Genomic DNA, 12,772 nt, shown 5'->3' with positions numbered 1-12,772 from the left:
CCGGCACCGTCCTATCGGCGCGCGGAGAAAATCTTGAACATGCCGTCGCGGCCGAGCTCGGCATGGCTGGAGAAGACGGCCTTCAGAACCGGTTCGTAAGGCAGCTGACGGTTCGCCACCATGAACAGCCGCCCGCCCGGCTTCAGCGCCTTGCCCGCCGCCTGGATCATGCCGGCGCCGATTTCCGGCTCGGCCGCCCGGCTGCGATGGAAGGGCGGGTTCATGACGATGGCATCATAGCGCCGCTCGACCGGCTCGCTCAGCAGATCGGTCCAAAAGAAGCCGGGCTCGAAGCCTGTCTGGCCGATATTGCCCTTGGACGCCTCAAGCGCGTCGAAATCCGCTTCGTAAAGGTCGAGCCCCGTTATACCGGATGAACGTGCCGCGACCTCGGCGGCGACATAACCCCAGCCGGCGCAGAAATCAGCAATGTTGCCGCGCAGGTCTTTGGGCAGGTTGTCGACCAGAAGTTTCGAGCCGGCGTCGATCCGGTCGAAGGAGAACATGCCCGGCGCAGTGCGGAAGCGGTCCTCTACGACCAAGGCAGGATTGGCGACGCGCAGTTTTTCCGCAGGCGCCAGATCGACCGGACGGCGAAGCCAGAAGGCGATGCCGTGATATTTCGGCAGATGCCCTTCGATGGGGACAAGCTCGTCGATGCGCTTGCGCAGGCTGGCGATGCCTTCGTCCTTACCGCCGGCGACAATGATCAGACCGCCCGGCGTGACGCGTTCGATCGCCTCGGCAATACGCATCTCGTTTAGCCCACGATGGCGGCCGGCAAGCACGAGCGCTGCATCGAATGCATCGCCTTCCGAGCGGGGCGTTACCTTGTGACCGGCACGCTCCAGCGCTCGGAGATGCGGCCGGAAACCCTGTGCAAGATGGAGCTCTGCCTCGAAGCCTTCCGGCAAGCGGAAGCCGGGCTCCGCACCCAGGAACAACACACGCTCGCCCTTTTGCGGCAGAGGGAGCCCCTCGGCCTCGAAGGGATGGAACAGTGTCTTCAGCGGCTCAGCGGCCATTCTTCGATTCTCATGTCGTAGACGGGTATTAAACGAAAACGGGCGCGACATAAGCCGCGCCCGTTCAACTCTATTGTCAGACCACTCAGGCGGCGTTTTCTTCGCCTTCGGCCTTCTTGTCGCGGGCGATTTCCTTGCCGGTGGCCTGGTCGACGACCTTCATCGACAGGCGGACCTTGCCGCGCTCGTCGAAGCCCATCAGCTTGACCCAGACCTTGTCGCCTTCCTTGACGACGTCCGAGGTCTTGGCGACCCGGTCGTTGGCAAGCTGCGAGATGTGGACGAGGCCGTCACGCGGACCGAAGAAGTTGACGAAAGCGCCGAAGTCGGCGGTCTTGACGACCGTGCCTTCGTAGATTTCGCCGACTTCCGGCTCGGCGACGATGGTATGGATCCACTTCTTGGCCGCCTCGATCTCCTTGGCGTTCGACGAAGCGATCTTGACCGTGCCGTCGTCCTCGATGTTGATCTTTGCGCCGGTCTTCTCGACGATCTCACGGATAACCTTGCCGCCGGAGCCGATCACGTCGCGGATCTTGTCGGTCGGGATGTGCATAACCTCGATGCGCGGTGCGAACTCACCGAGTTCGGGGCGGGCGCCGGTCAGAGCATGCGCCATCTCGCTGAGGATATGCTGGCGGCCGTCCTTGGCCTGGTCCAGCGCGATCTTCATGATCTCCTCGGTGATGCCCTCGATCTTGATGTCCATCTGCAGCGAGGTGATGCCGCCTTCGGTACCGGCAACCTTGAAGTCCATGTCGCCGAGGTGATCTTCGTCACCCAGGATGTCGGACAGAACCGCGAAGCGCTCGCCTTCCTTGATCAGGCCCATCGCGATACCAGCAACCGGCTTGGCCAGCGGAACGCCGGCATCCATCAGCGCCAGCGATGTGCCGCAGACGGTGGCCATCGACGACGAACCGTTGGACTCGGTGATCTCCGAGACGACGCGCAGCGTGTAGGGGAACTGGTCCGCGCTCGGCAGCATCGGACGGATGGCGCGCCAGGCGAGCTTGCCGTGGCCGATTTCGCGGCGGCCCGGCGAACCCATGCGGCCGGTCTCGCCGACGGAGTAGGGAGGGAAGTTGTAGTGAAGGAGGAACTTCTCCTTGTACATACCGGTCAGCGAATCGACATACTGCTCGTCCTCGCCGGTGCCCAGCGTGGCAACGACCAGCGCCTGGGTCTCGCCGCGGGTGAACAGCGCCGAACCGTGCGTGCGCGGCAGGACGCCGACTTCCGAGACGATCTTGCGGACAGTCTTGAGGTCACGGCCATCGATGCGCGAACCGGTGTCGAGAATGTTCCAGCGCACGACCTTGGCCTGGAGTTCCTTGAACACCGAACCGATCTGCTCGGAGGTGTACTTGGCGTCTTCGCCTTCGGCCGGAGCGAACGCTGCCTTGACCTTCGCCTTGACTGCGTCGACGGCGGCGTAACGCTTCTGCTTATCGACGTTCTTGTAGGCATTGCTGAGCTCGTCGCCGACGATCTTCAGCATTTCGGCTTCAAGCGCGGAGTAGTCCGGCGCTGTGAAATCGCGCGGCTCCTTGGCGGCAACTTCGGCCAGCTTGATGATGGCGTCGATCACCGGCTGGAAGCCCCTGTGGCCGAACACGACGGCGCCGAGCATCAGCTCTTCGCCGAGTTCCTTGGCTTCGGACTCGACCATCAGCACGGCGTCGGCGGTGCCGGCGACAATGAGGTCGAGCCTGGATTCCTGCATCTCGTCGACATGCGGGTTGAGCACGTATTCGCCGTTGATGTAGCCGACGCGAGCGCCGCCGATCGGGCCCATGAAGGGAACGCCCGACAGCGTCAAAGCGGCCGAGGTGGCGACGATCGACAGGATATCGGGATCGTTCTCGAGGTCATGCTGGACGACGGTGACGACGATCTGGGTGTCGTTCTTGTAGCCGTCGGCGAAGAGCGGGCGGATCGGGCGGTCGATCAGGCGGGAAACCAGCGTTTCCTTTTCGCTCGGACGTCCCTCGCGCTTGAAGTAGCCGCCCGGGATCTTGCCGGCGGCGTAGGTCTTTTCCTGGTAGTTGACGGTCAGCGGGAAGAAATCGAGGCCTGGCTTCGGCTCCTTCATCGAAACGACGGTGGCGAGAACCTTGGTTTCGCCATAGGTCGCAAGCACCGCGCCGTCAGCCTGACGTGCGATCTTGCCGGTTTCCAGGATGAGCGGACGGCCGCCCCATTCGATTTCCACTTTGTGGTAGTTGAACATATCTTGTCCTTAGTAAGCGGAAAGGGCCGCGCCGTTTCACGGTGCGCGGATGCCCTTTCCCTGGCTTCCTTTCTCGGGCAGCCACGGGCAAGACAACGGGAAGCTCGGGTAGATTCGGCGCTGGTTAGCGCACGAGCGTCCTGCAATCCTGCCCCATGACCGTCCATGGGCGGTTTCGAGTGGCCTCTGCACGCTCGAAACCGGGTCTGGCCAATCGATGCGACTGGCAGAATGCGCGACCGGCGGGCTCTCCTTCGAAAGCCCGCCGGTCAATTCGTCAACGGCGCAGACCGAGCTTCTCGATCAACGTCTGATAGCGCGCGTCATCCTTGCGCTTGAGATAATCAAGCAGGCTGCGGCGCTGGGAGACGAGAGCGAGCAGACCACGGCGGGAATGGTTATCCTTCTTGTGGTCCTTGAAGTGGTCGGTCAGGTTCTTGATGCGCTCGGAAAGGATGGCCACCTGGACTTCCGGAGACCCGGTATCGCCCTTGGCGGTTGCGAATTCACCCATCAATTCCTGTTTGCGCTCGGCAGTAATCGACATCGTGTTTTTCCTTATCTGTTTGAGGAAACGGGTCGCCCTCAGCCGGGATGTCGTCCAGCAGGGGCCGGTGCAAGCAAAGCGACATGGCGCGATGCTGCGGCGCATATAAGGCAATTCCCTGGAAAACACCAGCCCATTCATAAAGCCGGCTCGTCGCAGCCCTTTGCTCAGGAATCCAGGATCCCCCTGACACCTGAAGCTTACAGCCACTTCTTGCTTTTGAAGAAGACGATCAGCCCGACAGCAACGGCCAGCATGAACAGCAGCGAAGCCGGGTAGCCATAGTAGGCTTTCAGTTCCGGCATGTTCCACGGCGAGCTCTCGGGATCGAAATTCATCCCCCAGATACCGACCAGGAAGGTTAGCGGCATGAAAATCACCGAGACGATGGTGAGATAAGAGATCACATCGTTGGTGCGCGCCTGGCTCAGCGACAAATGCATTTCGATCAAGCCGGTCAGCATATCACGCTGGTTCTCGACCAGCTCGATCAGCCGCAATGCGTGGTCGAGCGTGTCGTTGAAGAAGATTTTCGTCTCCGGCTTCACATAGGGCACGTCGTTGCGGATCAGCGTCGCCAGCGCGTCGCGCATCGGCCACAGCACGCCCTTGAGCACATTGGCGTCGCGCCGCAATTCGTGCAGCTGGCGCATCTGATGCTTGTGAGGCGTGTTGAGCATCTCGTCCTCGATGCCATCGACCTCCTCGCTAGCGGCCTCAATCGGCGGGAAATAGCTGTCGACGATGGAATCGATGAGCGCATAGGCCAGATAGTCGGCGCCGCGCATCCGCAAGCGGTTGGGCAACGCTGCGGCGATGCGCTTGCGCACGGGGTCGAACGGATCGCCTTCGCGCTCCTGGAAGGTGACGACGAATTTCTTGCCGAAGAACACCGCGATCTGCTCATAGCGATGTACCTTGACGTCGTCGATCATGCGCATGACGACGAAGGCGTGGTCCTCGAAGAAGTCGACCTTCGGCCGCTGGCCGGTGTTGACGACATCTTCCAGAGCCAGTGGATGCAGGTTGAAGATCCGGCCGATCTCCTCGATCAGCTGGATGTTGGCGAGACCGGTGCAGTCCAGCCAGACGACCGGCCAGTTGTCGCAATGGGTGTTGAGATCGTCGATGCTGGCGTCGTTGATGGTCTTGAATTTTTCAGGCGAAATCAGCGTCAGCCGCAGCTCGGACCGTCGCGCCGCCGGATCGGCGATCAGCGTGCCAGGCGAGGCGCCAACCGGCGGCCGGCGCGTTGTCACCGGCGCCCGCTTCTTCACCGCCTCAGCCTTTGCCATGTGCCCCTCGGATGTGACGTCGACGTAAGACTAGACGAGAGTGGTCAGCCGGCAAAGACCCGCTTCGGCTTGAACATGCCTTGCTCGATGGCGCCGATGGCGACAAGCTTGCCGCGCGCGGTGGCGCAGGCTTCCTCGGCTTCCACGGGCGCGTCGCGGCCGCGGATGATGACGGGATTGCCAAGCCGGATTTTCGTCGCCGCTTCGTCGCTGATGGCAATCTGCGGCAGGCAGTCGAGCGCGGCGGCCGTGTCGACGAGCAGCGCATCGATGGCGCCAAAGTCGATCGGCGCGTCGGCAACATCGGCGTCGCCCTCTTTGTCAGCTTCGCGCTGTTCGCCGAAACGGGCGCCTTCCAGTTCGGCGACGGTGACGAAATCCTCCTGGGTGAACGGCTCGACCTCGACCCTGCGCAATTCGGCGATGTGGCCGAAGCAGCCGAGGTCGCGGCCCATGTCGCGGGCCAGCGAGCGCACATAGGTGCCTTTGCCGCATTCGACCTCGAACAAGGTGTGGTCGGCAGCGTGCTCGACGATGTCCAGACGGCCGATCTCGATCTCGCGCGCGGGGATGTCGACTGTCTCGCCCCCACGGGCGAGATCGTAGGCGCGTTCGCCTGATATCTTGATGGCCGAGAATTGCGGCGGTGTCTGCATGATGACGCCGGTGTAGTTCGGCAGCAGCGCCCTGACATCTTCTTGCGCCGGACGGCGGTCGGAACTTTGCGTCACCGGGCCTTCGAGATCGTCGGTCGAACGCTCCTCGCCCCAAGCGACGGTGAACCGGTAGATTTTGGCGCCGTCCTGCACATAAGGCACGGTCTTGGTTGCCTCGCCCAGCGCGATCGGCAGCATGCCAGAGGCCAGCGGGTCGAGCGTGCCGGCATGGCCGGCCTTTTCGGCCTGGAAAAGCCATTTGATCTTGGAGACGGCTTCGGTCGAACCCATGCCAACCGGCTTGTCCAGCACCACCCAGCCGGAGATCGGCCGGCCCTTCTTCTTGCCGCGGCGCCCCACTATTTCTCGTCCTTGTCGTTGTCTTCGCCATCGGTACCCAAGTCTCGCGCGACTTCCGGCGATTTCAGCAAATCGTTGATCCTGGCGAAATTGTCGAAGGACGTATCGAGCTTGAAGCGGAACTCCGGCATGAACTTCATCTGGCGGAGCGCGCCGGAGACGCGGCCACGCACGAACTTCGCGTGCTTGTTGAGCGCGTCGATGACCGCACCCGTGTCCTTGGCGCCGAGCGGCGAAACGAAGGCCGTTGCGACCCTCAGATCAGTGGACATGCGCACTTCCGAGACCGAAACCACGGTGTTCTCGATCAGCGGGTCGATAATCTCGCCGCGCTGCAAGGTTTCCGACAGCGCATGGCGCACCTGTTCGGCGACGCGAAGCATGCGCTGGGATGGGCTGGAGGCGGTTGGACGGGGCATTTTTCTCAATCCGGAAAGCGTGAGGCGCGGGATGGGACCGTGCCGCCATGTCTCATATTTGTTCTATGCATGTCGTTTATCCCGCACTTTTGGGCGACAGGCATTAAAGTTAGGGCGGCGGTCTTTCGACCACCGCCCGGTCGTATCGACAGTATACGAACTCAGAGCGTCCGGGTCACCATCTCGACGCGGAAGCACTCGATGATGTCGCCGACGCGCATGTCCTCGTAGTTCTGGAAGGCCATGCCGCACTCCTGGCCGCCCGGAACTTCCGCGACTTCATCCTTGAAGCGCTTGAGGGTCTTCAGCGTACCTTCGTGGATGACGACGTTGTCGCGGATCAGGCGCACGCCCGCTCCACGCTCGACCTTGCCTTCGGTGACACGGCAGCCGGCGATCTTGCCGACCTTGGTGATGTCAAAGATCTCGAGGATCTCGGCATTGCCGATGAAGGTCTCGCGGCGTTCCGGCGACAGCAGGCCGGAAAGTGCTGCCTTCACATCGTCGACGAGGTTGTAGATGATCGAGTAGTAGCGGATTTCGATGCCCGCGGCCGCCGCGGCCGCACGTGCCTGCACGTTGGCACGGACGTTGAAGCCGATGATCGCGGCCCCCGAGGTCTCCGCCAGCGACACGTCGCTTTCGGTGATGGCGCCGGCGCCGGCATGAACGATGCGCGCACGCACCTCGTCGGTGCCAAGCTTGTCGAGAGCGGCGTTGATCGCCTCGATCGAACCCTGCACGTCGCCCTTGATGACCAGCGGGAATTCCTTCAACCCGCTCGTCTGCAGCTGCGACATCATCTGTTCGAGCGAGCCGCGCTGGCCGGCATGGCGAGCCACTGCCTTCTCGCGCGCCAGACGCTGGCGATATTCGGTGATCTCACGGGCGCGGGCCTCGTTGTTGACGACAGCGAAGCGGTCGCCGGCTTGCGGCGTGCCTTGCAGGCCGAGCACCTCGACCGGCATTGCCGGCGGCGCCTCCTTGATCTGCTCGCCATGGTCGTTGACCAGCGCGCGCACCCGGCCCCATTCGTTGCCGGCGACGAGGATGTCGCCCGGCATCAAAGTGCCGGTCTGCACCAGTACGGTGGCGACGGGGCCACGGCCCTTGTCGAGCTGGGCTTCGATGACCACGCCCTCGGCGGTACGGTCCGGATTGGCCTTGAGGTCGAGGATTTCGGCCTGCAGCAGGATCGCCTCGAGCAGCTTGTCGAGGTTGGTGCCCTTGGTCGCCGACACTTCGACGTCCAGCACTTCACCGCCCATCGATTCGACGAACACCTCATGGCGCAGCAGTTCCGACCGCACCTTCTGCGGATCGGCATCATGCTTGTCGATCTTGTTGATCGCCACGATGATCGGAACGCCGGCCGCCTTGGCATGGCTGATCGATTCGATGGTCTGCGGCATGACGCTGTCGTCGGCCGCCACCACCAGGATGGCGATGTCGGTCGCCTGAGCGCCGCGGGCGCGCATCGCCGTGAAGGCGGCGTGACCGGGCGTGTCGATGAAGGTGATCTTCTGCCCGTTCTTCTCGACCTGGTAGGCGCCGATATGCTGGGTGATGCCGCCGGCTTCGCCGGAGACGACATTGGCATTGCGGATTGCGTCGAGCAGCGAGGTCTTGCCGTGGTCGACATGGCCCATGATGGTCACGACAGGTGGCCGCGACACCAGGTCCTCGGCATTGTCGGCAATGTTGAACAGGCCTTCCTCGATGTCGGACTCGGCGACGCGGCGGACCGTGTGGCCGAATTCGGTGGCGACCAGCTCGGCCGTGTCGGCGTCGATGATGTCGCCCGGCTTCAGGATCTGGCCCTGCTTCATGAAGTACTTAACCACATCGACGGCGCGCTCGGACATGCGCTGCGCCAGTTCCTGGATGGTGATGGTTTCAGGCAGGATCACTTCGCGCATAACCTTCTCGCGCGGCTCATTGTGCATCGCGCGCTTGAATTTTTCCTGGCGGCGACGCATGGACGACAGCGAGCGGGCGCGCGCGTCCTCGTCGGAAAGAGCCGTGTTGAGGGTCAGCTTGCCGCGACGACGGTCTTCCTCGGCCTTGGTCGGCTTGGCCGGGCGCGCCACTTCGGGCGTAACCGGACGGCGTACCGGGGCGCCGGCGGCGGTGCGCTTCGGCTTGACCTCTTCCTCGTCGTCCGATGCCACAAGCTCGGCAGCCTGCGGCGCGCGGCGGCGCGCTTCTTCCTCGGCGCGGCGGCGGGACTCGGCCTCGGTCTGCAGGCGGGCTTCTTCCTCGGCCTGACGGCGCGCGGATTCCTCGCGCTCGCGCTTGCGGCGTTCCTCATCCTCGTTGCGGCGCTTGGCCTCTTCGATGGCGCGTTGGCGGTCCTCGACGTCGCGAACCTTGGAGCCTTCGAGCGCCCTGCGGCGCGCTTCCATTTCATTGCGCGACAGTTCGTTCAGCACCATGCCGCCGCGTTCGGCCGGGGGCGGAGGCGGCGCCTTGGGCGCTTCCTGCACGACGGGGGCTGCCACTACCGCGGGCTTGGGCGTAAATACGGGTGCAGCCACCGGCTCCGGCTTGTCGCCGGGCATGGAGAATTTGCGCTTCTTGATCTCGACCTGGACCTGCTTGGTGCGGCCATGCGAGAAATTCTGTCGCACGACGCTCTGCTCGGTACCGGGGCGCTTCAGCGTCAAGGTCTTCTTCGGTGTAACACTCAACGTCTTGTCGTCGCCCGATTTCGTATCGCTCATTCCATATCCTCTGCAGCATCATCTTCGTCAGCAACGGCCGCAAGCATTGCCAGATCGTCGGGGGTTCCGCCCCGATATCGGTCGAGCGCAACCATGCGCCTCTCAACCGCCTTGCCCGCGTCTCCCGCGAGAACGGCAGCATGTATCACATTTGTACCCCCCAATGCCAAGCTCAACTCGGCCTCGGAGAAAAGTTTGTAGGCAAGGACTGCCGGCCCGCCGAGGTGGACAGTTGCCCGCCGCGCCTGACTGATCTTGCGCACGCCATCGTCGGATGCCTCGGTCGCGTGGAGCACGAAAAGCGCCAACCCCGAGCGCACCGCGCTCTCGACCTTGGTTGCGCCGAGTGCGATCGAGCCAGCCTTGCGGGCAAGGCCAAGCATACCCAAAGCGGATCGTGCAAGCAGTCCGTCGACCATGCCGCCGAGATCGGGCGGCACGACGACCTGCGCCTTGAAGGCGCGGGCAAACAGGTTCTTCGCCGCCGCCTTGTCGATATGTAGGCGGTCGGCGCTCACCCAACAACCACGGCCGGGCAGATTTCTCTTCAGGTCAGGAACGACGGCCGAATCCGGGCCGACGACGAAACGGATCAGCTCATCCGGCTCGGCTTGCTTGCGCGTGACGATGCAGGTGCGATCGTTCATCTCGTCCTGGGGCGGGTTGTGTGCGATGCGGTTTCACCTCACACACCAACGGCTTCGTCAGCCGGGACCTGTTCGGCTGCAAGCTCGTCTTCGGTGATCCAGCCGGCCTTGAGGCGGGCTGCCAGAACCATCTGCTCGGCGTCGGCGCGCGACACGCCGTGATTGGCGAGCACACCCGGGAATACCTTGGTCTCGCCGTCCTTGCGTTCCTTCCAGCCGGTCAGGTCGTCGGCGGCATAGCCGGCGAAATCCTCGATCGTCTTCACGCCATCCTCGCCGAGCGTCACCATCATGGCGGTGGTGACGCCAGGGATCTCGCGCAGTTCGTCGGTGACGCCCAGCGCCTTGCGCTTGTCGTCATGCTCGGCTTCGATCTTCTCCAGATATTCGCGGGCGCGGGTCTGGATCTCCGAAGCGGTGTCTTCGTCGAAACCGTCGATCGAGGCGATCTCGCCCGAATCGACATAGGCAACTTCCTCGACGCTGGTGAAGCCTTCGGAGGCCAACACCTGGCCGACCATCTCGTCGACATCAAGGGCTTCCATGAACAGCGACGAGCGTTCGACGAATTCCTTCTGGCGGCGCTCAGACTCCTCGGCCTCGGTCAGGATGTCGATGTCCCAGCCGGTGAGCTGCGAGGCAAGACGCACGTTCTGGCCGCGACGGCCGATGGCCAGCGACAGCTGGTCGTCGGGAACCACCACTTCGATGCGCTCGGCATCCTCGTCGAGCACCACCTTGGCGACTTCCGCCGGCTGCAGCGCGTTGACGATGAAGGAGGCGGCCGAAGGCGACCACGGAATGATGTCGATCTTTTCGCCCTGCAATTCGCCGACCACGGCCTGGACGCGGCTGCCGCGCATACCGACGCAGGCGCCGACCGGATCGATCGACGAGTCACGCGAAATGACGGCGATCTTAGCGCGCGAGCCTGGGTCGCGGGCGACCGACTTGATCTCGATGATGCCGTCATAGATTTCCGGCACTTCCATGGTGAAGAGCTTGGCCATGAACTGCGGATGGGTGCGCGACAGGAATATCTGCGGGCCGCGCTGTTCGCGGCGCACGTCGTAGACATAGGCGCGGACGCGGTCGCCGTACTTGTAGTTTTCACGCGGGATCAGCTCGTCGCGGCGGATAATCGCCTCGCCACGGCCGAGATCGACGATGACGTTGCCATATTCGACGCGCTTGACGGTGCCGTTGACGATCTCGCCGATGCGGTCCTTGTATTCGTCATACTGGCGGTCGCGCTCGGCCTCGCGCACTTTCTGCACGATGACCTGCTTGGCTGACTGGGCGGCGATGCGGCCGAAATCCATTGGCGGCAGCTGTTCGGCGATAAAGTCGCCAAGCTGGGCGTCCGGATTGCGCTCGCGGGCCGAGGAAATGGCGATCTGGGTGGCGTAGTCGTCGACCTTCTCGACCACTTCCATCAGCCGCTGCAGCTTCATCTCGCCGGTGTTGGCGTTGATGTCGGCGCGGATGTTGGTTTCCTGGCCGTAGCGCGAGCGCGCGGCCTTCTGGATCGCATCAGCCATGGCGGCAATGACGATCGACTTGTCGATCGACTTTTCACGCGCCACCGCGTCGGCGATCTGCAGCAGTTCAAGTCTGTTGGCGCTTACAACCATCTTATTTCTCCCGAGCTTGTTGCCGAGCTTTTAGGCCCGGCCGCTCATCATAGTTCCTGTTCGATTTCGTCTTCCGCGCCGCCTTCAGCACCTTCGGGTGCATCATCAGCTTCGCCGCGGCGTTTCTTGGCTTCCTTGCGTTCCCGGTTGTCCTTCGAAAGGGCATCGCGAATAAGGTCGTCGGTGAGGATCAGCCGCACATCGGCGATCGCGTCATAAGGAATGCGAACCGTCGGCTCTTCGCCGTAGGCGGCCTTGTCGCGCTCGAGCAGCATGTCGTCTTCGCCGGCTTCGGCGATCTTGCCCTTGAAGCGCTTGCGGTCGGCGACCGGCACCGAGGTTTCCATCTTCACCAGATGGCCGGTCCAGGTGACGAAATCCGACTTGCGTACCAGCGGCCGGTCGATGCCCGGCGACGACACTTCGAGATGATAGGCCTTCTCGATCGGGTCATCGACGTCGAGCGCCGGCGACACAGCGCGGCTGACCTCTTCGCAATCCTCGACGGTCATGGTGCCGTCTTCGCGTTCGGCCATGATCTGCAGCGTCAGGCCGTTCTGGCCCGACAGATGCACCCGCACGAGGCGGAAGCCAATGCCTCGCAACACCGGCTGAACGATCAGCGCGATGCGCGCATCGATACCGCTTTCGCGGATGATGCGGTCGTCGGCTTCGCTTGCCGTTGCAGTCATGCGGTTCCTGTCGTTCTCTGGATCAGGATGATCGTCGTCCCGAACCATCTCTTTGCTGATGGCTGACCGGCAGGTAATAAAAAAGAGCGGGACCGGGTGGACCCACTCTTCGTCATACCGACCAAGAATTTGAGGCTGATATAAACGATCCCGGCCAGTGTTTCAAGTCTGTTGACGGGCCGGGCAGAGTGCAGCCGGCGACGGCTGGCAGGATTGCGCGGGGCGCATGCCGGCTATGCGGTAACGGCCCTGTGATCCCGGATGTCACATCGCTATCTATGGTGCACTGCACAAATCAAAGATGAGCGCGCGTTGGCGCGCGAAAGGTCAAGACAATGAGCAACCGTACCGTGTTTTCCGCCATAGGCGAGGCCTTTGCCCTGTTCGGCAGCGCCGTTGCCGCCTCGCGGGCCGTCGAAGCCGGCCGCAAGCCGCGCGCCAACGATCTGCGCCGGCTCGGCATGGACCCGACCGCTTTCGGCAAGATCGGCCGTTTCTGAAGCCAGACCGGCTGTCGATGCGGGACACTTTCCCGCATCGA

The 12,772-nt window shown here is 63.0% G+C and carries 11 protein-coding genes; 1 reads left to right on the top strand and 10 read right to left on the bottom strand.

Annotated features, from left to right (window positions below; genetic code table 11):
- Positions 1 to 11 precede the first annotated feature (11 nt).
- The 10 genes from NKJ77_RS06685 to rimP all read right to left on the bottom strand — a co-directional run bounded on the left by NKJ77_RS06685 (position 12) and on the right by rimP (position 12,231).
- Positions 12 to 1,025, bottom strand: coding sequence for a class I SAM-dependent methyltransferase (locus tag NKJ77_RS06685; protein ID WP_352534624.1), 1,014 nt, complete (start codon positions 1,023 to 1,025; stop codon positions 12 to 14).
- Between the two features lie 85 nt (positions 1,026 to 1,110).
- Complete coding sequence (gene pnp, locus NKJ77_RS06680) at positions 1,111 to 3,258, bottom strand: polyribonucleotide nucleotidyltransferase (RefSeq protein ID WP_352534622.1); 2,148 nt, start codon at positions 3,256 to 3,258, stop codon at positions 1,111 to 1,113.
- A 277-nt stretch (positions 3,259 to 3,535) separates the two neighbouring features.
- Positions 3,536 to 3,910: a 30S ribosomal protein S15 gene (gene rpsO, locus NKJ77_RS06675; RefSeq protein ID WP_280790898.1), complete on the bottom strand. Its 375-nt coding sequence runs from the start codon at positions 3,908 to 3,910 to the stop codon at positions 3,536 to 3,538.
- Between the two features lie 95 nt (positions 3,911 to 4,005).
- Entirely contained in the window at positions 4,006 to 5,100 is a 1,095-nt protein-coding gene (corA, locus tag NKJ77_RS06670) for a magnesium/cobalt transporter CorA (RefSeq protein WP_023682006.1), read from the bottom strand.
- 44 nt (positions 5,101 to 5,144) lie between these two features.
- Positions 5,145 to 6,116, bottom strand: coding sequence for a tRNA pseudouridine(55) synthase TruB (gene truB / locus NKJ77_RS06665; RefSeq protein WP_352534621.1), 972 nt, complete (start codon positions 6,114 to 6,116; stop codon positions 5,145 to 5,147).
- On the bottom strand, positions 6,116 to 6,535 hold the full coding sequence (gene rbfA, locus NKJ77_RS06660; RefSeq protein WP_023692585.1) for a 30S ribosome-binding factor RbfA: 420 nt from the start codon (positions 6,533 to 6,535) through the stop codon (positions 6,116 to 6,118). The genes truB and rbfA overlap by 1 nt, the downstream gene beginning before the upstream one ends.
- 161 nt (positions 6,536 to 6,696) lie before the next feature.
- A complete protein-coding gene (infB, locus tag NKJ77_RS06655; protein ID WP_023826822.1) occupies positions 6,697 to 9,258 on the bottom strand; it encodes a translation initiation factor IF-2 in 2,562 nt (853 codons plus the stop codon).
- Complete coding sequence (locus NKJ77_RS06650) at positions 9,255 to 9,905, bottom strand: RNA-binding protein (protein WP_023669556.1); 651 nt, start codon at positions 9,903 to 9,905, stop codon at positions 9,255 to 9,257. Before NKJ77_RS06650 ends, infB begins: the two co-directional genes overlap by 4 nt.
- A 38-nt stretch (positions 9,906 to 9,943) precedes the next feature.
- Positions 9,944 to 11,539, bottom strand: coding sequence for a transcription termination factor NusA (nusA, locus tag NKJ77_RS06645; RefSeq protein ID WP_352534618.1), 1,596 nt, complete (start codon positions 11,537 to 11,539; stop codon positions 9,944 to 9,946).
- A 47-nt stretch (positions 11,540 to 11,586) separates the two neighbouring features.
- Positions 11,587 to 12,231 carry a ribosome maturation factor RimP gene (rimP, locus tag NKJ77_RS06640; protein ID WP_023669554.1) on the bottom strand — a complete coding sequence of 215 codons (645 nt, stop codon included), beginning with the start codon at positions 12,229 to 12,231 and terminating at the stop codon, positions 11,587 to 11,589.
- 335 nt (positions 12,232 to 12,566) lie between these two features.
- Between rimP and NKJ77_RS06635 the strand changes: the two genes are divergently transcribed.
- Positions 12,567 to 12,731 (top strand): hypothetical protein, encoded by a 165-nt coding sequence (locus NKJ77_RS06635; protein WP_023831942.1) that lies wholly within the window; start codon positions 12,567 to 12,569, stop codon positions 12,729 to 12,731.
- Positions 12,732 to 12,772 lie beyond the last annotated feature (41 nt).

It is taken from the genome of Mesorhizobium sp. M0052 (genome assembly GCF_040323255.1).
Classification (GTDB): domain Bacteria; phylum Pseudomonadota; class Alphaproteobacteria; order Rhizobiales; family Rhizobiaceae; genus Mesorhizobium.
Note: the sequence above shows the minus strand (reverse complement) of the source record. Positions and strands in the feature narration are given on the sequence as shown.